The sequence below is a fragment of the Hymenobacter sp. M1-2 genome (assembly GCF_057808495.1).
Map to the genome: position 1 here is coordinate 1 of NZ_JBTYZO010000009.1, position 21,401 is coordinate 21,401.

The 21,401-nt window shown below is 55.3% G+C and carries 22 protein-coding genes; 12 read left to right on the top strand and 10 right to left on the bottom strand.

Annotation, left to right across the window (positions count from 1 at the left end; translation table 11 throughout):
* The first annotated feature begins 61 nt into the window (after nt 1–61).
* On the top strand, nt 62–667 hold the full coding sequence (locus ACYSMN_RS10185; RefSeq protein WP_488923767.1) for a DUF4143 domain-containing protein: 606 nt from the start codon (nt 62–64) through the stop codon (nt 665–667).
* Nucleotides 668–1,548: 881 nt separating this feature from the next.
* Nucleotides 1,549–2,778 carry a replication initiation protein gene (locus ACYSMN_RS10190; protein ID WP_488923768.1) on the top strand — a complete coding sequence of 410 codons (1,230 nt, stop codon included), beginning with the start codon at nt 1,549–1,551 and terminating at the stop codon, nt 2,776–2,778.
* Nucleotides 2,779–2,874: 96 nt separating this feature from the next.
* Here the strand turns inward: ACYSMN_RS10190 and ACYSMN_RS10195 are convergent, their stop codons facing one another.
* The 7 genes from ACYSMN_RS10195 to ACYSMN_RS10225 all read right to left on the bottom strand — a co-directional run bounded on the left by ACYSMN_RS10195 (nt 2,875) and on the right by ACYSMN_RS10225 (nt 7,258).
* A complete protein-coding gene (locus ACYSMN_RS10195) occupies nt 2,875–3,405 on the bottom strand; it encodes an anthrone oxygenase family protein (RefSeq protein WP_488923769.1) in 531 nt (176 codons plus the stop codon).
* 11 nt (nt 3,406–3,416) lie between these two features.
* A complete protein-coding gene (locus ACYSMN_RS10200; protein WP_488923770.1) occupies nt 3,417–4,046 on the bottom strand; it encodes an NAD(P)-dependent oxidoreductase in 630 nt (209 codons plus the stop codon).
* A 70-nt stretch (nt 4,047–4,116) separates the two neighbouring features.
* Nucleotides 4,117–4,290, bottom strand: a complete 174-nt coding sequence (locus ACYSMN_RS10205) for a helix-turn-helix transcriptional regulator (RefSeq protein WP_488923771.1) — start codon at nt 4,288–4,290, stop codon at nt 4,117–4,119.
* Entirely contained in the window at nt 4,250–4,927 is a 678-nt protein-coding gene (locus tag ACYSMN_RS10210) for a DUF6597 domain-containing transcriptional factor (RefSeq protein ID WP_488923772.1), read from the bottom strand. Before ACYSMN_RS10210 ends, ACYSMN_RS10205 begins: the two co-directional genes overlap by 41 nt.
* Nucleotides 4,928–5,128: 201 nt before the next feature.
* A complete protein-coding gene (locus tag ACYSMN_RS10215) occupies nt 5,129–5,530 on the bottom strand; it encodes a hypothetical protein (protein WP_488923773.1) in 402 nt (133 codons plus the stop codon).
* Complete coding sequence (locus ACYSMN_RS10220; RefSeq protein ID WP_488923774.1) at nt 5,527–6,321, bottom strand: ParA family protein; 795 nt, start codon at nt 6,319–6,321, stop codon at nt 5,527–5,529. The genes ACYSMN_RS10215 and ACYSMN_RS10220 overlap by 4 nt, the downstream gene beginning before the upstream one ends.
* Before the next feature lie 370 nt (nt 6,322–6,691).
* Nucleotides 6,692–7,258: a carboxymuconolactone decarboxylase family protein gene (locus ACYSMN_RS10225; protein WP_488923775.1), complete on the bottom strand. Its 567-nt coding sequence runs from the start codon at nt 7,256–7,258 to the stop codon at nt 6,692–6,694.
* 298 nt (nt 7,259–7,556) lie between these two features.
* Between ACYSMN_RS10225 and ACYSMN_RS10230 the strand changes: the two genes are divergently transcribed.
* Both ACYSMN_RS10230 and ACYSMN_RS10235 read left to right on the top strand, forming a co-directional pair.
* Complete coding sequence (locus ACYSMN_RS10230; RefSeq protein WP_488923776.1) at nt 7,557–9,602, top strand: HelD family protein; 2,046 nt, start codon at nt 7,557–7,559, stop codon at nt 9,600–9,602.
* Between the two features lie 260 nt (nt 9,603–9,862).
* Complete coding sequence (locus ACYSMN_RS10235; RefSeq protein WP_488923777.1) at nt 9,863–10,717, top strand: methyltransferase domain-containing protein; 855 nt, start codon at nt 9,863–9,865, stop codon at nt 10,715–10,717.
* 115 nt (nt 10,718–10,832) lie between these two features.
* Here ACYSMN_RS10235 and ACYSMN_RS10240 read toward each other — a convergent pair whose 3' ends face one another.
* On the bottom strand, nt 10,833–12,152 hold the full coding sequence (locus tag ACYSMN_RS10240) for a Y-family DNA polymerase (RefSeq protein WP_488923778.1): 1,320 nt from the start codon (nt 12,150–12,152) through the stop codon (nt 10,833–10,835).
* 799 nt (nt 12,153–12,951) lie between these two features.
* Between ACYSMN_RS10240 and ACYSMN_RS10245 the strand changes: the two genes are divergently transcribed.
* The 4 genes from ACYSMN_RS10245 to ACYSMN_RS10260 all read left to right on the top strand — a co-directional run bounded on the left by ACYSMN_RS10245 (nt 12,952) and on the right by ACYSMN_RS10260 (nt 16,647).
* A complete protein-coding gene (locus ACYSMN_RS10245; protein WP_488923779.1) occupies nt 12,952–13,518 on the top strand; it encodes a hypothetical protein in 567 nt (188 codons plus the stop codon).
* Between the two features lie 836 nt (nt 13,519–14,354).
* Complete coding sequence (locus ACYSMN_RS10250; protein ID WP_488923780.1) at nt 14,355–15,233, top strand: PhzF family phenazine biosynthesis protein; 879 nt, start codon at nt 14,355–14,357, stop codon at nt 15,231–15,233.
* A 58-nt stretch (nt 15,234–15,291) separates the two neighbouring features.
* Nucleotides 15,292–16,266: an ornithine cyclodeaminase family protein gene (locus ACYSMN_RS10255; RefSeq protein WP_488923781.1), complete on the top strand. Its 975-nt coding sequence runs from the start codon at nt 15,292–15,294 to the stop codon at nt 16,264–16,266.
* A 78-nt stretch (nt 16,267–16,344) separates the two neighbouring features.
* Entirely contained in the window at nt 16,345–16,647 is a 303-nt protein-coding gene (locus ACYSMN_RS10260) for an ArsR/SmtB family transcription factor (protein WP_488923782.1), read from the top strand.
* A 79-nt stretch (nt 16,648–16,726) separates the two neighbouring features.
* Here ACYSMN_RS10260 and ACYSMN_RS10265 read toward each other — a convergent pair whose 3' ends face one another.
* On the bottom strand, nt 16,727–17,134 hold the full coding sequence (locus tag ACYSMN_RS10265; protein WP_488923783.1) for a response regulator: 408 nt from the start codon (nt 17,132–17,134) through the stop codon (nt 16,727–16,729).
* Between the two features lie 44 nt (nt 17,135–17,178).
* Nucleotides 17,179–18,813, bottom strand: a complete 1,635-nt coding sequence (locus ACYSMN_RS10270) for a sensor histidine kinase (RefSeq protein ID WP_488923784.1) — start codon at nt 18,811–18,813, stop codon at nt 17,179–17,181.
* Nucleotides 18,814–19,192: 379 nt separating this feature from the next.
* Here ACYSMN_RS10270 and ACYSMN_RS10275 point away from each other — a divergent pair, with 379 nt between their 5' ends.
* The 4 genes from ACYSMN_RS10275 to ACYSMN_RS10290 all read left to right on the top strand — a co-directional run bounded on the left by ACYSMN_RS10275 (nt 19,193) and on the right by ACYSMN_RS10290 (nt 21,075).
* Complete coding sequence (locus ACYSMN_RS10275) at nt 19,193–19,630, top strand: hypothetical protein (RefSeq protein ID WP_488923785.1); 438 nt, start codon at nt 19,193–19,195, stop codon at nt 19,628–19,630.
* A gap of 93 nt (nt 19,631–19,723) precedes the next feature.
* A complete protein-coding gene (locus ACYSMN_RS10280) occupies nt 19,724–19,972 on the top strand; it encodes a histidine kinase (protein WP_488923786.1) in 249 nt (82 codons plus the stop codon).
* 45 nt (nt 19,973–20,017) lie between these two features.
* Nucleotides 20,018–20,320 carry a hypothetical protein gene (locus ACYSMN_RS10285; protein WP_488923787.1) on the top strand — a complete coding sequence of 101 codons (303 nt, stop codon included), beginning with the start codon at nt 20,018–20,020 and terminating at the stop codon, nt 20,318–20,320.
* Nucleotides 20,317–21,075, top strand: coding sequence for a LytR/AlgR family response regulator transcription factor (locus ACYSMN_RS10290; protein ID WP_488923788.1), 759 nt, complete (start codon nt 20,317–20,319; stop codon nt 21,073–21,075). Before ACYSMN_RS10285 ends, ACYSMN_RS10290 begins: the two co-directional genes overlap by 4 nt.
* Nucleotides 21,076–21,401: the final 326 nt, after the last annotated feature.

Here is a 21,401-nt window from a genome sequence, read left to right on the forward strand (position 1 = left end):
TTTCGTTTTTTCTCCCGCAACATCCTCTAACCGAACTCACACCAAGCGTTGAAGTGCCTTCGTGCGTTTCCTTAAGCTTTGCGCTGGGCGCATAGGCAGCACCCTAAACCTCACTTCCCTGGCTTCCGATTGCGGAATAGCCGTCAATACCGCTAAGGCTTGGGTTTCGGTGCTGGAGGCTAGCTACGTGTTGTATTTGTTGCCGCCTCACTACCAGAATTTCAGTAAGCGACTAATCAAGTCGCCAAAGCTGTATTTCTATGACACGGGCTTGGCTTGCTCCTTGCTTGGTATTCAGCAAGCCGATCAGTTGGAGAGTCATTACTTACGGGGAGGATTGTTCGAGAATCTAGTGATAACGGAAGTGCTCAAACACTACTACAACCAGGGCCAACCCGCGCCTATCTATTTCTGGCAAGATAAAACGGGCCGTGAAGTCGACCTGCTCATCGAGCATACTACCGGCTTGTTGTCCCTGGAAATCAAAGCCGGTATGACCCTGAACCAGGAGTACTTCAAGCAACTCAAATATTGGAACAGTTTAAGCGGCCAGCCAGCCGAACGGGCTTACGTGCTGTACGCTGGCCCCATACTGATGCCCACCAAACAAGGGACATTCATGCGGTTAGGAGAGCTTAATGCCCTGCTTACTACTGGTGCGTTGTAACAAGTTTTATCCGTTATAATGCTTATAATTATGATAATTATAAGCATTATAACGGCAAAGTTGCATATCATTAAAGCCTGCGCCGATTCCGATTTTTACCTATTTGTCATTGTCAGAGCACAGTGCTAATAACTCTGTCTTCTTGCTCTATTTCAGTTGGTGGTCTCATGCGAAGTTTCGCCAGTATCTGATACAACCGTGAGTTGTGGCTTTGTTGAAGGAACTTCCTTATTTACCGTCCGTGCTGCCACAGTTTGAGAGGTGCCTATTACAAAAAGCACGAAGACGTAAATGGCTTGTGGAGTAGATTCGCTTACTGTTCAGCTTATTCTTCGTGCTTTTTGTAATAGGGCGGCGGGCAATTAGGGCTATAGCCATGCAATTCGTGCTTTTTGTAATAGGCACTTCTTTAGAAGCAACCCTTCACTTTAACTAACAACACTATTAACTAATTTAAAGTCAGCTTATTATATACATCAAAGCACAAATTACCTATTACAGAAAGCACGAATTGCGCGGCCGCGGCGCCCTTAGACGACTCTCTCTTGACCAAAAGGACAGGGAACGCGCAACATTTTATTTCTCAAATACTTAAAAAAAGCCACCACATTAAACGGTAGTTTTCCTTTATTTATAAGTATTACCTTTATTACAGGGGCTATAACCTACTGATTGTTAGGTTTATATAGACAAACTCTATTACAAGAAGCACGAAGGAGCTATTACAAGAAGCACGAAGGGTTATTACAGAAAGCACGAAAGGGCTATTACAAGAAGCACGACATCAGCTCGAAACCCTATTACAAGAAGCACGAAACCCTATTACAGAAATATTTTTTGTAATACTATTGCCGTACTAAGCGTGTTTTTCCTTCCTGCTGATGCAAGTAGAACTGTTCGCCAACGACAAGCCTGAGCCAGTCAGTAAACTGGTGGTGCAACGAAATGATCTGGTTAATGCCCGCTTCGCGCTGACGACGTTGGAGATGCGACTCTTCATGGCCATGCTCGCTCGCGTCAACCGGGAGGACACTGAGTTTCACGAGTTGCGCATTCCAGTTACGGAAGTAGTGGCTCTGTCGGGCCGGCGACCTAGCAGCAACGACTACCAGCAACTGAAGGACATGTGCGCTCTGCTGGCTTCCCGGGTTATCTACATCGAGCGACCTAGCAAGAAAAAGTCGAAGCGAGCAGCCCAAGGAATTGAGGAGGCACCGAGTTTCTCCAACACGCCCCTCATGGCGTACGCCGATTACAGCAGCGAAGAGCGAGCCCTGATTGTACGCTTCAACGACCGGGTACGCGAGCATCTGCTGCAACTCAACGATGGTAATTTCACGCAGGCCCAGCTCATGCAGCTGCTGAAGCTCAAGAGTGCTCACTCCTACCGCATCTACTGGTTGCTGAAACAGTACGGTAGCTTCGGCACGCGCACGATTCGCGTAGACGAGCTAAAGCGGGTGCTCGATTTGGAAGGACAGTACAAGCAGTTCCCGCTCTTCAAGCTGCGAGTACTCGACCGAGCGCAGCACGAATTGTCGCAGACCAACCTGGCATTTGAGTATGATTTGATTCGTGGCAAAAGCAACAGCGTGGAAGAAATTCGCTTCAGCTTTGCGCCCGTCACCAGTGAGGTGCTGCTTCCCTCGCTGCCCGCCACCGCCGAATGGCAAAAGGCACTCTTGGAAGTGGGAGTATCCGCCAGCAGCATTGCCGCCATCGGCGACCTAATTGACAAGGGCGAAGTAGAGGCTGGCTACGTGCAGTACGTGGTACAGCAACAGCGCAGTAAGAGCAGCCAGGGCAAAATTAAAAGCTTGGCCGGGGCTGTTTTTACTAGTATCACGAAGGGGCATTTGGCAGAAGAATACCGTAAGTTGCTGCTGCAACGGCAGAAAACAACCACCCGTAAGTCGTCTGCTAGCAGTGTGGTATCACCGGTTATCCGTTACCGGGTGCAGGAGGCCCGGGAGGCATTCGAGATTATGTTGCGCAAAAAAACGGCTAAGGGCGCCACATTTGAAGAGAACCTGGAGATAGTGTATCTCTCCCAAGGGTTTCGGCAGGAAACGGACGCTAGTGGGGTGGAATGGTTAGTCAAAGACGTGTGATATCAAGTCCAGGGCGCTTTAAGCACGGATGCGGCTCATGTGGTAAGGCATCGTCCCTACGCCGTTTGGGATAGCAATAATTTTTAAACCATTCACTCAGGCCCCTACCCGCTTGCCTGAAGCTGGCTCCCGGGCGCGTACCATACAAGCGGCGATGGCCAGTGCTAACGCGACCGTGCTGGCTACCGTCCGCACCGCATGCCACCTGGTCCAGGGCTGTTCAAAGCGGGCCCGAGCGGCGACGGTCTGGGATGTAGTGGCCGTTGCTAGTGGGAAAGTGGCCAAGGTTTCATTCAGAGGAATATTTGCTCCTACGGTTATGCCGAAGCTACCTACCAAATAAACAACAGAAGCGGTGGCCAAGAGCCGAAACCGCAGCGGAGAAGTTTGGCGGTAGAGCGCTGTGGCAACAGGCAGTAAGAGCGGCGCTCCGAAAAAGCTGAAGGCAAACACTGGGTTCACAATGGCTTCGTTAATGGCCTGCATAGCTGCCACGTACGCACTATCGGGCAAGCGTTGAAAAGCGGGATTCACTGCCACGGAAAAACCGTAGAACGTGCCGGCAATCAAGCCCGTGGTGGTTGTAGCCAGCGCGAGCAGCGAAGACTTAAGGGGGAAGGTCAACATAGTGCTGAACATTAGTAGGACAAGCCCACGGCCTGGTGCAGATACGCTGTTGTATGCAGCTGCTGGAGCATGAAGTCGGCTACGTCGGCCCGCGAAATCTTAATTTTCAGGCCCTTTTCCGTGGCTGGAAAGCCGTGTCGGTAGCGGCCGGTGCGCGGCCCGTTGGTAAGCGTAGCCGGGCGAGCAATGGTCCAGTCGACTGCGCTTTGGCGAATACGTTGCTCCTGGCGCTCCGAGTCGGCAAAGGCGTGACGCAGTAGCAGCGGTACGAGCAGGTATTTGTAGAGCGCTGGTAGCAGCGGTGCACTGTCGCCCATGCCCAGGGTGGTTAGGCAAATAAAGCGCCGCACCCCGGCTGTTTCCATCGCGCGTAGAATGTGGGCGGTACCGTCGGAGCGCAAGGCGTCTTTTTGAGTACTTGGCGCGCCCAAGGCTGAGAGCACGGCATCGTGACCGGGCATTGCTTGCTGCACGGCCTTATAGTCCAGCACGTCGCCTTGAACGATGCGCAGCTGGGCGTGCTCCAGGCCAAGGTTGGTGGGCGTGCGGGCGAAGGCCGTTACGAAGTGGCCTTGGTCGAGGGCTTGCTGGACCAGCTGATGGCCCGTGCCGCCGGTGGCCCCGAAGACGAGAAGGTTCATAGTGCTTGTTTTTTAACACAAAGCACGCCCACTCGCAATCAGAAAAATAGAACAAACCCGCCACGCAGGCTTACAGCAACTCCGCAAAATTATCAACGACTTCGCGCAACCCCCGCCGGAACTGGCGGGGCGACATGCCCGCAAACTCCTGAAACGCCCGGATGTGGTGCGACTGGTCGGCGTATTCGTGCTCGAAAGCTAAGTCAGAGAGGTTGGTATACTCGGCCGCCCGTAGTTGGCGCAACGATGCTTGGAAGCGGCAAATGCGGGCAAACAGTTTCGGCGATACCCCCCACGTAGTGCTTGAACCGGCGCTGAAAGCTGCGCTCTGACACACCCAGCTCTCGTTGGAGTTGAGGCAGAGGCACCTGACCGCCCGAGTTGAGAAGCTGCGTCAGAGCATAGTGCAGGCCGGGGTCCGCCCACTCGTGGTTTGCTTGTAGGTGAGCAAGCAATAGGGCGGCCAATTCTTCTACTTGCGCAGTCACGGGTGCTTTCGTCAGCAATGGTTCCGTAAGCGGGCGGTTGGTAGCCAATGCATCCAACTCCACGCAAGAATCGGTCAGCTCATCGGCACGAATTCCGAACACGGGCAGCAAAGCACTAGGTTGTAGGCAAGCCCCTACTAGCTGCAAGGGGCCGTGGGCATACACGGCCCCCGGCTTGGTGGATTGTCCGTAAAGCAATGAGGTCGGCCAGGGCTTGGCATCTTGGTCGTAGATGCGCCCTAGGTCAGATTGCTGAAAAATCAGCCCCGGACAGCCATCGGCAATTGTACGGAACAGTCGTTGTCCGCTGGTTGCCGCGTCCCCGGTCAGCGCCCAGAAGTACTGCACGTAAGGCCGAAGCGGGATGGGCGGGGCAAATCGTTGAAAACGCATACAGGCTGGATCGGGCAAACAAGGTACGCCTTGTGGAGTGAAGGGCGACCCCCGCTATTTACCACTGATGTAGCAAACCCTGCTGGTTCCAATCACCCACCGGAAGCACAAGTCTGCATTGGAAGTGGAGTGCCCACACCAAGCAGAATATAGCGTTGCGGCCAGGAAAGTTTTAGAGGGCAATCTTACGCCTACCTGGCTTCAAGAGCGACGGAGTTTCTTCAGATTGAGGCGGTGCTTCTCCTCCTCTGGCAGCGAACGATTCGCCTCCGGCAGTTCATCTAAGTAATCACTCAGAGCCTTATCGGTTGCCTTCTTGATCATGAAGCCCGGCTTCCAAAATTCAGCTTGTTTTAAGCGCAAGAAAGTGCTTTTGCGAATCAGTGTGGTGAACGATACTTCCACCAATTCATCGTCTTCTGCCTCCTCCGCGTTGGGTATCGGTTGAACTGGATTGGGGGCCGGCGGCGGAGTTGCTACAGCAGCTAGTGGGGCTGGCGCTGGTCCTGGTAGCGGAAGTCCGTAGAGCAGCGCGTCGGTTTGCTGGATGGGCACGGCTGGTGGCTGCAAACTGCGGCCGAAGTCAGGCTTTTGCTTTTTCATAGCCGGGTCAGAATTTCAGCGGTCAGGTTTTCGTAGTCGGTGGCGCCATTGCTCTCGGGCGCCCAGGAATGAATACTTTCCTTCTGAATTTGGGCTTCGGCCAACGCTACGTTCTCGCGAATGGTGGTCTGCATTACTAGCTGACCTAGTGTAGGATCTTCCTTCATGAGCCGCACAATGTCGTGGTGCAGCTTGCGGCGGTAGGTGGGCGAATATTTGGTGAAAAACACCCCTCCTACTTTCAGGCCCGGATTGAAATGCTTGCGTACTCGGGCGCAGGCGTCGAGTAGGGTAGTCAGCCCTTCGAAACCGTAGTATTCCGGCTGACTCGGGATGAAGACGGCCTGACTAGCTACGAGTGCCGCGTAAGTCAGAGCTGAGAGGCTTGGGGGCGTATCGAGCAGGCAGAAATCAAACCGGGTAGTGAGCGGCTCTAAAGCCTCCCGCAGCAGCATCTCATAGCCCAGTTGCGCCGCAATGACTTTTTCCAAGTAGTGCAAATGCGGTGTCGCGTTAACTAGCCATAAATTCGGCTCTACCTCGTGCATGACTTCGCTGAGAGTCCTTTCATTCTGCAATACCTGACCCAAGTGCGTCTCACTGGTCCGAGGGAACGACATGGTTAGGTTGCACTGTGCGTCGCAGTCAATGAGTAAAACCCTTTTTCCCATGCGGGCCAATGTCTGGCCGACGTTGAGGTTGGAAGTGGTCTTCCCTACTCCTCCTTTGTGGTTAGCAAACGTAATGACGAGCATGATCATCATGATTAGAATGTTTGCAATGGTAATCATTTTCATAATTATTATCATAGTATGAGTGTGGATAATGTATATAATTATCATAATTATGATGATGTTCATGATTATAATTAATTGCAAAATCATGTAAATGAAGACTTTGTGGCATAAGTCTGTGTGTTTATAAACACAGTAGTTGTTATAATTATGACAGTTATGACAGTTATGAAAATGATTGTAATAGACATAATTGTCATCATATAGCTGTTGCAAGACCCAAGTTGTTGCTTGAAACAGATACAGCAACTAGGCTCACGTTAAAGACCACTACAGCAGTTGGCTCGCCAACGATGGCGTGAGGCAGGTAGGTAAAGCAATGGCGCGAGGCCTATCATCGCGGTTGAGGTAGAACATCTGCTCCAGCCTACACCTGTAGCAGGTTACACTGCACTTGGCTTTCCGGGGTGGTTAACTTATCCCGCGGCACCACCTTCCCGCGCCGCGCCCATAAATTGCTGTTATCCCCTGGATAATTGGAGTGACGACGTTGAAGAAGTCGGAACATAACCGCTGTGAAGAGCGGGCTGGTGTGGTACTCATTCAAAGCCTCAAACTTAGCTTCGCTTAACTTGGCCTCGATGACGGCCGACCGCACGGCGTCGGTGCAAAACAGGCAAATGTTCAGGCGAGCCACTCGTTCGCGCACGAGCAACGCCGTTTCGGCCGATAGCAGTAACTTTTTATCGAGCGCCGACATCTTGCCGTAAAAAGTACCGAAGGCCGACGGCAGACGGGCCGAATGCACCTTAATAGGCATCAGCACTTTGCCGAACTGCCGCTTGACGAAAAATAAACCAGCTTCATCACGAAGCCGTTGGGTTGCTCGACCGGGGCCAGGAAAGGAGACATAGGAATTCAAGGGTTTAAAGTTCACCCTAGGAATGACTAAGGTCTGCCGAATGGGACAAGCACGCCACTTTTTATTTTTCACAGCAGGAGCTAGAACTCAAATCGCTCGGCGATTACGCATAGTGCATGTCCATCCATGCGGGCCATCACATTTAATGAGCTGCGCAAACTGGCTGGCATCCCGTATTTCCGTAACAAAGACGGTTAGTCTTTTCGCATTTAGTAGGGAAGGGGATTGCGTAAAGGAGTTGAGCTACTCGTCAGGGGTGATTTTCTGGTTGGTTTCGGTAGGCCAAGTGCTCAAGTAAACCAACCAGGGTTTTTCAACAGCCCAGAAATTGGTGTCACCTTTGATGTCCATTATGCAAGCGCTGCCAGCAATGAACGCAACCGAACAAGAAGAGAGAGAATACCTGGAAGAAATCAAGGAACGACTGGCGTTGGCGGTTAGGCGTATTGATGACGCCGTAAGACAGTTTTCCGATGAGCTGCGGCAGAAAAAGGAATACATCTATGAGCATCAGTCTGGCTTGGACGATGCTGATATGGTAGCCGCCGGTCAGTCCATCAACCGCATGGCTTTCACGGGCGAGGCCGCCGTTGCCCGTAAGCGGAAACTCATCAAGCTTGGTCAATCTCCCTACTTTGGCCGCCTTGATTTTGTCACTCACAACAAGGTGAAAACGCCGATCTACATCGGCGTACATTCCTTCCTGGATGAGCGGCAGCGCCAGAACCTGATTTACGATTGGCGGGCTCCCATCTCGTCCATGTTCTACGACTTCGAGCTAGGGCAAGCCTCCTACACCACCCCGTCCGGCACAATCCAGGGCACCATCGACCTGAAACGGCAATACAAAATCCGTGACGGCCGCATGGAATTCATGCTCGAAAACGACGTGAACATCCACGACGACGTGTTGCAGCGGGAGCTGGCTAAGTCTTCGGACGACAAGATGAAGAACATTGTCGCCACCATTCAGCGCGACCAGAACGCCGTAATCCGCAACGAGACTGCCCCGGTGATGGTCATTCAGGGGGTGGCTGGCTCGGGCAAAACCTCTATCGCTTTACACCGGATTGCTTTCCTGCTCTACCGCTACCGCGAAACTATCGCGGCTAAAGACATTCTCATCATCTCTCCGAACAAGGTCTTCGCCGATTATATCTCGAACGTCTTGCCCGAGCTAGGAGAAGAGCACATCCCCGAGATGGGCATGGAAGAGCTGGCGGCCGATTTGCTCGAAAACCGGTACCAGTTTCAGACCTTCTTCGATCAGGTGTCGGCGTTGCTGGATAAGCACGACCCGGCTTTTATCGAACGTATCCGCTTCAAGTCGTCCTTTGAATTCCTCAGCAAACTGAATCAGTACCTTATTCACGTCGAGAATAATTACTTCGCTATTACCGAGCTACGAGTCGGCAAAACCATCATTCCCAGAGCTTTGATTCAGGAGAAATTCAAGGCCTACCACCGCGTACCAATCTTGAAAAGATTTGCGCTGGTAGCAACGGATGTTCGAACCTACGTGCGGGATGCTACGGGTCGCAAGCTAACCGGGCCGGAGAAATCTACAATCGGAGAAGCTATTCCGCGCATGTTCAAGTTCAACAATGTGTTGGACCTCTACCGAGATTTTTATCGCTGGATTGGCGCACCGGAACTGCTCAAGCTCGACCACCGCCTGCACTTAGAATACGCGGATGTCTTTGCCCTCATTTACCTGCGCATACGTCTGGAAGGCATCAGCGCCTACGATCAGGTAAAGCACTTGCTGGTAGATGAAATGCAGGACTACACCCCGGTTCAATATGCCGTCTTGTCCCGGTTGTTTCAGTGCCGGAAAACCATCCTAGGCGACGTAAACCAGACGGTTAATCCGTACAGCGCTTCCTCCGCCGAGACCATCGAACGGGTGTTTCCGCAGGCCGATGTGGTCAGGCTTTACCGCAGCTACCGCTCTACTTTGGAAATCACGGCCTTTGCGCAGCGTATCATGCCTAATCCCAGCATCATCCCGATGGAAAGGCATGGCCAGGAGCCCGCAGTAGTGCGCTACAACACCCCCGAAGAGGAGTTGGAGGCTATTAAACAGCTACTCACAACCTTCAATCGTTCAGCAAGCAACTCGCTGGGCATTATTTGCAAAACCCTCCGGCAAGCCACGCAGGCATATCAAGCACTGCAAGCACCAGACGTTCATCTGCTCACGGCGGATTCCACTTCTTTCAAGGAAGGAGTCGTCATTACCACGGCCCATTTGGCAAAGGGACTGGAATTCGATGAGGTCATCGTGCCATTTGCTTCCGCCCGTACTTACAAAACGGACGTTGATAAGAGCATGCTTTACGTCGCCTGCACGCGGGCCATGCACCAACTCACCCTGACGTATTCCGGTGATGTTACCACCTTTTTATCCGTCTAAAATCAGCTTTTTCACGCAGATAATGATGGCTGTAACTAGCCATTAATGCGGCGCTGTACTTCCTACTGCTTAGCCCGACCGACTGCGCGCAAGTGGGAGTAGGGGAGTAGCTCGCCTTGAATATTGGCCCCTCAGTCGCCGCGGTGTCGCACGTGTGTGATGGCCAACTGCGCGGTACCCATGACATCACTCAACGAGCGTACTACCGCTCAATTTGTAAGCCCATGAGCCAAGCAGAACTCTCCGTTCTTCTCGGAGATTTGACTACACAACCGGCCCTTTTCACGGCAACCAATTTCGCCAGCCGCGCCGAGACTTTGGATGAACTTGAGAGCCAAATTCTTGATCGACTGGATAGCTTGCTGGCCGCGGGGCAATCGGCAGAATTAACTCAGTTACGACATCAAGCGGTAGTGCTGCAAAGGCAGCTCGAAGCCGTAGACCAGGAGCTGTTCAGGCAACTTCGGGAGGCCATCCAGACTGGGCAACACACGAGTGACAGCCTCCGCGCGTTGCTGCTCGCCTACGCACCTCCAGCCGAAACTAGTAGCTCGGCTGCGGCAACCAGCTACGACAACCTTGACGTGCTCACTAATGGGCTGTTTGCTGAGCCTCAACAGCCGCTGCAACCCGAGGAAAGAGAGCCAGAAATGGTGTATTACCAAAAGACACCTGCTCGCATCATCCTGGAGCTAGCTGCCCAACTCACGCCCCAGGATACGTTTTATGACCTTGGTTCCGGTCTCGGCCAGGTGCCTTTGCTGGTGCGGCTGCTGAGCGGCGCCACCACCAAGGGCGTTGAAATTGAGCCAGAATATTGCCAATATGCCCAAGCCTGCGCTGCCGCACTAGGACTCACGCAGGTAGAGTTCATCACCGCCGATGCTCGGACCCTCGATTACGCCGACGGTACTGTGTTTTATTTGTTCACGCCCTTCACGGGCCGCATTTTGCAGCAGGTGCTCGATACGCTGCGGCAGCTGGCGCAACGCAAGCCGCTCCGGCTCTTTTCCTACGGGCCAAGTACGCAGGCACTAGCCCAGCGGACGTGGCTGCGGCGGCTGGATGCGCCCGATAGATACCTCTACCAGCTGGCCGAGTTTCGGAGCTGTTGATTGCGAAGCGTGCTTTTGCATGCTGAGGTTGCCGGCTCCGCTAGCGACTACGCGGCTTGTCACTCAACTTCGATGTATGAGTGCAGTTGAGCTTTGTCGGGCTGTTGCAGTGCGTTTACTTCACCGAAAGTATTTCATCAAGACGGGTAGTGTAGGCCTGGCTGCGGTAGCGAGCGTTGCCCTGCCAAGGAGCGGGCAGGCCGCCTGCTACGATGGCCGCCGCCGGCTGGACGGTGCCACGGCCAAACTGCCGATTCAGAGCGTCGAGACGCTGCATAAGCTGGGCGGCGCGGCTGTTAGTAGCGGCTGCGTTGGTTTCGGCGGCCGACGCGAACAAGCTCAGTTGCTGGCCCTGGCCGGGTGGCTCTAGACCATCGAGTACCACTCCGGCTTTCACGTACACGCGGCCGGGCTCATAGAGTCTTTCCAGCAGCCGCCGGCCGTGCGCCAACAGCTGTAGCGTATCACTGGTGGGGCCAGCTGGGAGCGTACAGGTAGCGGAGCGGGTGTGGGGCGGCGGCAGGCGGGTGTCGTAGCGGTCCTGGCTGATGTAGACAGTGAGCAGATGCGCCTGCTCGCCCTGGGCGCGCAGCTTTTCGGCGGCGCGGCTCAGATAGGTGCTCAGCGCCCCCCATAAGTCATGGAAGGCAATGAGGCGCTGGCCGAAACTGCGGGAGCAACGGATGCTGTGTCGGGCCAGGGTATCCTCTTCGACGGGTTGCAGGCCGTGGCAGGACTTGCCCCGTAGCTCCTGAATGAGCCGCCAGCCCACAACTCCGCCCAGGTGCTGACGGGCCCAGGCCTCCGAAGCCCCCGCCAGTTCCCAGGCTGTTTCAATGCCGTGGGCTGAGAGCAGGGGCGCGTATCGGCGCCCAATGCCCCACACGTCGGCGGCCGGCACGGCCCGTAATGCTCGCTCGCGGCGGCTTTCCGTATCCAGTCGGAGAATGCCGTGCAACTCCGGGTATTTCTTAGTGAGGCGGTTTGCCACTTTGGCTAGGGTCTTGGTGGGCCCCATGCCCACGCAGGTCGGAATCCCGGTGCAGGCCAGCACGTCGCGGCGAATGGCCTGGGCGCGCGCATCGAGCGTGCCGCACCAGGTGGTAAGGCCGTGCAGGTCGAGGAAGGCCTCATCAATGGAATACACTTCTACGGCTGGCACCTGATCGGCCAGGCGGGCCATGACGCGGCGGCTCATATCGCCGTAGAGCGCATAGTTGGAGCTGAGGGCGTGGCCCTGGTGGTGGCGCAGCAACTCGCGTACCTTGAAAAACGGGGCACCCATGGCAATGCCGAGCTGCTTGGCCTCGGCGGAGCGACTAACCACGTTGCCGTCGTTGTTGCTGAGCACTACCACTGGCCGGCCTTCTAAGCGCGGCTGAAAAACCCGCTCGCAGCTCACGTAAAAGTTGTTGCCGTCGACTAAGCCAAACATGAGGCGCGGCTTTTATTGCAGCTACACGGCAGTGCTGCGCCCTTGCTGTGCACGACTTGCTGCATCATGGAAACATAAGAAACTATCCAAGGCATGCCCAGTGGGCTATCGACTTCAAGCAGTTCGGAGTAATTCATGGATCCTGGTGGAGGTATGGAGTAGTAATTATACTAAAATAATTAGCATAATGTTTACAAAAACAGTAGGCTGCTAAAGACAAATAAGTTGCGGGACTTGGTAGACGTCGTCCTATTCAAATACCTGTGTGCAGTCATAAGCCCTTTTTTTGTAGCGAATAAGTAATGTTTCGTGCGAACTATTGCTCCAATGAAATCAACTAAAATAAATGGTATATGCTGGATTTATAGCATGCATTCCTTCTCCTGTGCCAACCGCACAGGATTGAGGTGTTTGACCTTTGTATTGTTCATGGTCCTTGAGAAACACCTGAACAAGAAAACTCATCGTTAGCTTTTAATAAGCCTTCTCATTGCTCCTTGAGAAGACCAAACGTGTACAGTCGCAGTAACGGCCACATGGGGCGGCTCGTCGGGAGGAGGGGCGCCGGCACGGTGCGGGTACACGCGCTCTAGTCAGTCAACTTTCAGTGGGCGCGTGGGTAGGCCGGAAGTCCCCCCGCCTTAAGTTTTGCAGCAGATTGGGTGAGGAGTGCTTTGATTTCTTGGGCACTCATGAGTACTTGGGGCGTGCATGAAGGTGTACCAATGAATTGCTGCTTGTTGTAGTCAATTACCACTTCCGGCCGCCGTAACCTAAACCATTCTCCTGTAAACCGTATATGGCTCCGTCCACTCCCTGGTTGCTGCTCGCCGTTACTGGCCTGGCCGCCTGTACCAGTCATCCCGACAACACTACTGCCGCGCTACCCACTACTACGCCGGCCACTACGGAGGCTGCCCCTTATGCCGTCCCACAAACTATCCGCTACGCCGGCGAGTACCGCTGGGGTAAACCCGCCGCCGACGAGGCCGGCGGCGTCCTAACAGTGTATCCCGAGTCAGACTCCACCATTCTGTTTCAGGTCGATGCCAACGACGGCGCTCCGGGATACCATTTAGCTAGTGCTTTCGGCCGGGCCCGCCTGCGCGGCGCTACTGCGTACTATTTCAGCAAGGCGCCCGACGAAGAGCATGGCTGTAAGCTGAAAATCGCCTTCGCCTCCGATGCCGCCACCGTACGCAGTGTGCCCGGCTTCCAGGAAGACTGCTACTTCGGGGGCAATATGACGCCGGACGAAACCTATCGGCGGGTCAGCCGCGCCATTCCGCAACAGGTAACGAACAGCGCCGGTGACACCTTGCGCTTCGCCCATCTGCCACCCGATCTACTGGAGAATAATCGTTAGCGGCTGCAAACCAACACCTAGCCTCGCTTCTTGGCGTCTTCCTCGAAGCCCGCTGCTATTTGCCTGAACTGCGGAGCCTATCAGGTAAAGACGTCGGGCTACTGTCTTGAATACGACACTCTGACCACCTAAAAAAAGAGCAGATTGTTCAGAAACTGAGAAATGCCAAAGCGGGAGCGTCGCCGCATGAGTCAGACGCTACCCGCCGCGCAGTGGGTACTATTATGACCGAGCCGTCTGGGTGCAAACGGGGTGCGACAATCGTCTATTCCTGAAGGCAAAGGGATGATTTGCCCGCACTTATGCCTAATACTAGGCGCTGCCTAAAGAGCGCGGCAACAGACATACGACGTACACATGCTTTCAGCGCTACGCTATTCATAGCACGGCCACCTCACGGCAATTCTCAAACCGGCTTCATAAATTAGTTAATTAGCTAATTAAGTAATTACATTTGTCTCATTGTCTGAATCAGCTGAATGGAAGCACTCGATGATACCTAGGCTGTAGCATAACAAAGCGTTTGTACGGATTTCTGCTGGTCCTACCGTCCAGCCTAATCGTTTAGCCCTGATGGTCAACGACTGATTGTTAGCAGCATATGCCCCACAGGCTTATTGCTTTACCATCATGGCACACACTGACTGTCGCTTTGTTGCTGCCGATGTCGTCATGCACAGCTCCCGCTCACATACCTATCTCAAGTTTTACCACCGATAGCAGTGGAGCTGGCACCAATGGTTGGTTGCACCCCCAGTAGACTGGCTGGTTTTCTATGGCTTACGACTGGCTTTGCCCCGAATTTCTGAAGCAAGCACTTCCACCAAATAAACCCCATGCCCCACATACCTTATCATCATGTCGACGTCTTCGCGGCACGGCCCTTCACCGGCAACAGCCTGACTGTATTTCCAGATAGCCGAGAGCTGACGTCGGCTCAAATGCTGACCATCACGCAGGAACTGCGGCACTTCGAAAGCATCTTCCTCGAACCGACCAACGATGCCTGGACCGTACGCGCCCGCATCTTCGACTTGGTAGAGGAGCTGGACTTCGCGGGCCACCCGATTTTGGGAGCGGCCAGTGTGCTGCACGACTGCCTAGGCGCGCCCGAACCCCAACGGTGGTCGTTCGTGCTCAAGCACACAACAGTTACCGTCACGACGCAACGAACGGCGAACGGCTACCGGGCCCTGCTACACCAGGGGCGACCTACCTTCTTGGGTGAACTGCCGCGCGCTCGGTGGGCCGAGTTCGCGGCTGCTTTGGGCTTAAACCCAGCCGATATGAGTGCTCGTTACGTTCCGGAAGTGGTGTCGACTGGCCTGCGGTACTTGGTGTTTCCGGTCGAGTCTGGGCTGGAGCGCGCGCACATCGCTCACCGCGACTTCGGGGCGTTGCTAGCAACGGTTGACGCGCAGTTTGCCTACCTGCTCCACATTGTCGATTTGGAGGGCCGGCATTGGAACAACGACGGCTTGACCGAAGACGTGGCCACGGGCAGCGCGGCCGGCACCGTTGGTGCCTACTTGGTGAAGCACGGGCGGGTGGCGGCCGGCCAAGAATTCGAATTGCAGCAAGGCCGCTTTGTGGGCCGGCCTAGCCGCATCACCGTTTGCGGCGAGGGCCACGCCCACGATGTGACCAACGTGCACGTAAGCGGCGACGTCGCCAGCGTCGGACGCGGGGTACTGGAAGTGCTACCAGTTGCTTGAGCAAACGCCTAATGCAATACAACAGACGGCACCCGTTCGTTTAACGTGATTTTCGCTCATGCATGCACTGCAAAACCCGCCCATCATCAACGCTGCCACTTTGCGGCAGAGCGTATCTTTCGAAGACTTGATTGAGCCAGTATCACACGCTTTTCAAGAGTTCAGTGCGGGCCTCGCTGAGAGTGGCGTGCTCTCGCTTTTCCCGGCCGCACGGCCAGAACTCGGCGATGTGTTGGTCAAAACCGGGTCCATGCGCGGGCACGCGGTCTACATCGTGAAGGTGTCGCCGTGGTTTGCCCTCAATGTGGAGCAGGGGCACGCGCAAGGCGGTTTCGTCGCCGTCTTCGATGCCGCTACGGGGCATACGCTGGCCATCCTCAACGAGGAGCACTACTTGTCCGACATTCGCACGGCCGCCGCCGGGGCGTTGGCGGCCCGGGTGCTGGCGCCCAGGACCGTGACCGTGGCGGGGGTGCTCGGGGCGGGCGTCCAGGCCTATTGGCAGGTGCTGGCTCTCTACCACGAGCGTCCGTTTCAAACCTTGTGGGTGTGGGCTCGCGACGAGCAGAAAGCGGCCGCCCTGCAACAGCGGCTCCACATCCAGCTTGGGCACGTGGAAATCCGGCTAGGCGCCAGTGCCGAAGCCGTGGTGCGGGCCAGTGACGTGCTGCTGACTACAACGCTAGCCAGGGAGCCCATTGTGCAGGGAGCATGGTTGCGGCCCGGGCAGCACATTACGGCTATTGGGGCCGATGATGTAAATAAAAGCGAACTGGACGCCGAATGCTTACGCCGAGCCGATCGGCTGATCGTGGATAGCGTAGCTGCTGCTCAGCAACAAGGTGAAGTTCATCGCTGGCTGACGCGCGGCGAACTCTCGCCGGAACAAGTGCACGGCGAATTGGGCCATGTGCTGTCTGGCGCGCTACCCGGCCGGCGTACCGACCAGGAAATTACCATCGCTAAATTTGTGGGACTGGGAGTGCAAGACTTAGTGGCAGCCGAGGTGGCGCTGGCAAAAATTCCTCGTTAACTTCCCTGCTATTTACCAGCCGAAAGCGGGGTGGGCAGCATCTGTTGTGTGCCTTCAGCCGGCTCCTTATTCTTTGCCATGGATGTCAATGCCTTTTTCAAAGCTCTGGACAATGAAAAACGCCGGCAGGTGCTCGATTGGCTCAAAGACCCCGTCGCACATTTCCCGCCCCAAGTAGACGGTGATCTGGTCCACGACGGGGTGTGTTCCTACTACATCGCGGAAAAGTTGGGCGTGAGCCCGCCTACGGCAACGGTACATTTGAAATTATTGACTCAGTCCGGCCTGCTAGTAGCCAAGCGCCTCAAACAGTGGACTTTTTATAAACGAAACGAAGCGCAAATCGAAGAGGCAAAACAAGCGGTGATGGCGCGTCTTTAGAACTAGAAGGCATTCGTCGTGGGGCAAAGCTTTCCGTTCTGCTCTTCTACTGGTTTGTGTTGCGCGCCCTAACTCACAGCTACTCAGTGAAGTGTTGCTCCAGTAAGTGCTGGACCTTCTCTTTCGTCAGGGGCTTGTTGAGAATGCCCGCAACGGGTAATTGCTGCACTAGTTGTAGGTCTCGGGGCAACAGGGAGGTAGTGAGCATTACTACGACGATAGCTTGCTGCTGCGCTAGGGGCAATTGCGCATACGCTTCCAGAAACTCCAGGCCATTCATGACGGGCATTTTCATATCCAGCAAAATCAGGTTCGGGCAACTGGTGGTTGCTGGCGCACAGGTCTGGTGCAGAGTGCGCAACGCCTCCGCGCCGTTTTCGGCCACCAGCAGGTGCTGCGCCACGTCTATGCGTTGGAGCAAGGTCTGATTTAAAAAATTGGTGGTGGCATCGTCGTCCACCAAGAGAATGCTGGAAAGCTGAGGCATACGAAACGCGTTGCTGCCCTCGGCCACAAAGGCCAAGGTACCCTCTATACGACGGACGACGGTAAGGTGATCATGAAAGTGGTGCCTACGCCCTCCTGGCTCTCCACCGCGAGCGTGCCGCCAGCATTCTCCACCATCTTCTTGACCATATACAAGCCCACACCCGTGCCTTCCACGTGCGTGTGCATGCGCTGGAACAAGCCAAAGAGCTTGTCCTGTTGCCGCGCCGCGAGGCCTAGCCCATTGTCCTGTACCTCTAGCACCGGTTGGGTGGCTTGGTAGTAGCAGCGGACACGAACGTGTGGGGAACGGTCGGGGTGGCGGTACTTGAGCGCGTTACTCACCAAGTTGTAGAGCACAGAACGCAGATTTTTCTCCGAAAATAGTAGGGCTGGGCAACTCGCCACATCCACTATGAGCTGCCCGCCGGTTTCGGTGAGCATGGGCAACAGGTCTTGCCGCACATCCTCGAGCACGGGAGCCAATGGTACGGCGGCGGTGGGGCGAGTGAATTCGAGTTGCAGCTTGCTTATGTCCGTGAGGTGACCGATGGTGCGTTTGAAGCGTTCTATCGCCTCCTGCATACGTGTCAATACGGCCGAAACCACTTCATCGTCCGAGCGGGCGGTGGTCAGCAAGTCGTCGCGGAGTAGGTGCAGCAGGCCCTCGATGTTGCTGATGGGCGCTCTCAGGTCGTGCGAGGCCGTGTAGATAAAGTTATCCAAGTCCGCGTTGGTACGCACCAGTTGCTGGTTTGTGTCTTGTAGGGCCTGCGTGCGCTCTGCGACGCGGGCTTCCAACTGCTCGTTGAGCAGTTGCACCTGTTGGCGAGCCTCGACCTGCTCGGTGACGTCAATGGCGGAAGCAATTAGACCCGTGATACGGTCCTGCCCATCGCGTAGAGCTTGATAAGCAATGTGAAAGTAGTAAGGCCGAACATGGCCCGTGCTGCCGCGGTCGAGGTGGATTCGTCTTTCGCGAAGTTGGTAGCGCTGTCCAGTGCCGTATACGTCGGCGAACAGCGGCTCCAGGCCCTGGCCGGCCACATCCGGCAGCGCCTCAAAGTGGGGAAGACCCAGTACGGTTTCCACCGGCCGCCCCCACAGCACGCCCATTTCCGCGTTGGCGAAGGTCACTCGGTGCTCGGCTCCTTCGAAAATGGCAATGGCTACGGGCGCCTGCTCGAAGATGCGGCGCAAGGTCATACGCTCCGCTTCGGCACTCGCCACGGCCGCCTGCTCCCGGCGGTGGCTTTCCTGCAGTTGAGCTTCGGCCCATACACGCTCGGTGACGTTCACCACGTGGTGAATGATGCCCGTAACGACTCCTTGCTCGTCGAGTACCGGCGTGTTGACGGGCTCCCAGTAGCGCTCCACGAAGGCGCCGGGTGTGGTGGGATCGAGCACATCGTAGTGCTGCAAGGCCATTTGGTGAGGTTTTCTCGTCGCCAATACCTGCTGCAAAGAAGCGTTCAGATTGGCTACGGCTTGGGCCTCGGGGGTCGCCGGATTATCCGGGAAGGCATCGAACATGTACTGCCCAATCAGCTGCTCCCGCGTGGTGAGGGTTGCTGCCAGGTACATATCACTCACGGCTTCAATCCGTAACGTTGGCGAGAGCAGTAGGTAAGCACTAGGCAGGGCCCGGAAAAGCGCTAACGTATCGGGTAAGGAAGGCATAAGTAACGGGCAAGCGGATCGGTATGGTCAGCCAAGATACAAGCTGTTCAGTGGGTTTTGCGGAAGAAGCGACGTACGGTTTAGCTTGCGGAGGTTGCTTCCAATTTCAGTCACTTCTTCTCGTCAGCTTCATTGCAAGATAAACACCTCGTTGCTTGTCAGGGAGGACGAATGCATTTGATTTAGTTTATATTCATAGGTGCCAATGATTAGCTGTACTAGTGCTAGTTGTTGGCGCTTGCACTTCCCTCAGGGAAGGAAACTGGGCGCTCAGTCAACGATTCGACGTGTTCAGCCACTATTTTTTCGGTGGGTCAGCGACAGTGAATACCTTCCGCGCTGGGCTAAACGATGAATGGCCCCGTGAATACGTTTCCGCATGAAGCAGGCCGTGCCTATTTCCCCGCAGCAACTAACGAGCAAGCAGCACTGGCGGCTCGCACTGGGCTTGCTGATCGTTTATTATCCAATTCTGCTTTATCTCGGGTTTCCGAACTGGGACCGGAGCGTGACGGGGTTTGTGCAGGTGTTGCCCTTTGCCGTGGAAGCTTGCGTGGTGATGCTGCCCCTGTTTTACGTGTGGCAGCGCGTAGCGGAGCGCGTCCCGCATCACCTGTTCCGGTGGTTTGGGGAAGATTCGGTGCTGGAAATGGCCTGGCCCGCGCAACTGCTTACTTTTCTGGTTTCGGTGGTGCTGGCTGTGTTACTGGCCGTAATTCACTTGCAGCTGCTGCGCGTGGTGAATCAGGGCCTCATGGCGTTGGGCTTTCCTAGCCAAATGCTTCACCCGGCAATACGGCAGCCCGTGACGTTTTGAGGCGCGGTATCAACGGGTTCTTCGTCATGCTCATGCTTTCCGTGTTTTACCTGCTGGCTAAACCTGCTGGCTAATCGGCGGGCATCGGGGCAAGTGCAGCAGTATCACCTGGAAAACCAGCAGCTGCAAAACGAGCAAGTGCAAGCACAATTGGCGGCGCTGAGAAGCCAGGTCAATCCGCACTTTCTGTTTAACAGCCTGAGCATTCTTGCCTCGCTGGTAGAAACCGATACCAAGCTATCAGTTCGGTTTATTGGTCAGCTGGCCCGAGTGTACCGCTACACGCTGGAACACCAAGCCAACCAGCTGGTGCCTTTGCAAACCGAGCTGGACTTCATTTAGTCGTATATCTTCCTGCTGCAAATTCGGTTTCACGACAAGTTCAACGTGGTGGAGGTGCCGGCAGCGGTGGCCGCGCAGTACCGGATTGCCCCGCTCACGCTGCAACTGCTGCTGGAAAACGTCGTCAAGCATAACCAGATGTCGATTGAGCAGCCGTTGCAGGTGAGTATTACAGCGGTGGCCGACGAATTGTGCGTGCGCAACAACATGCAGCTCCGCCCCGTGGCGGCCCCTTCCACTCAGGTGGGCCTGTCGAACATCCGTAACCGCTACGGCTACCTCACGGCCCGCCCGGTGCTCGTGGAAGAAACCAGTCAGGACTTTGTAGTTCGCATTCCCTTGCTATGAACGTACTTATCGTGGAAGACGAGCCGCTTTCGGCGGACCGACTCGCCAGTCGGCTGCGCGCCTACGACCCGCACATCATCGTAGTGGCACAACTGCCTTCCGTAGCCAAAACCGTGGCGTGGCTGCAAGCCAATCCCGCGCCGGATTTGCTCTTCCTCGATATTCACTTGGAAGACGACCTGGGCTTTCGGATTTTGGAGCAAGTGCCGCTACGCACTCCCATCATTTTCACCACGGCCTACGACGCCTACATGGTGGAAGCTTTCCGGGTCAACAGCATCGCCTACCTGCTCAAACCCATTGACGACGACGAATTGGCCGCCGCCCTGGGCAAGTACAAGCAGTTGCAGCAGCATTTTGCGCCCCCGGAGCTAGCCACGCTGCTGCGCATGTTCACGCCAACCGCCGCCCCGGCTTACAAGGAGCGGTTTATGATTACTACTGGCTCCAAGCTGCGCAGCATAGACGTTGCCGAGGTGGCTTACTTCTTTTCCGAAGAAAAGGTCTCGTTTCTGATGACGCAAAAAGGCCAGCTGCTACCCGTCGACTACACCCTAGACAAGCTCGCCGAAATGCTTAACCCGCGCGACCTTTTTCGGGTCAACCGGCAGTATTCGGTAGGGCTGCCGGCCATCGAGACCGTGCACATCTACTCGGCGGGCAAGTACCGGTTGGAACTGCGCCCCGCTGCCCGCCACGAGGTATTCGTGAGCCTAGTGCGAGTAACGGATTTCAAGCACTGGCTCGGGAAATAGCTTCCGAACAGCAAGCTGCATGCGCTACCTGGTGTTAGCAGTTGAAGCAATATCGATACTTTGAACCAGTGAGAAGCCGTCGGCCCTCCGCTACTTTGGTACGGAGCGCCGACGGCTTTTGCGTGCTCTGCGGCCTGCTTATCGGGTTGCCAACAGCCTCTTTAGTGAGAGACGCCGCCAATAGGGTAGGGGAGCCACTGAAGCCCACGATGCAGGAGCAGTATACGCGCCCTAGTGGGCTTTGCCGCTGGCAAGAATACGCTCATGCCGGCTTATTCGTAGAGGAATCTGCGAGTATATAATCATGTAGTTGTTGCGATAATTCA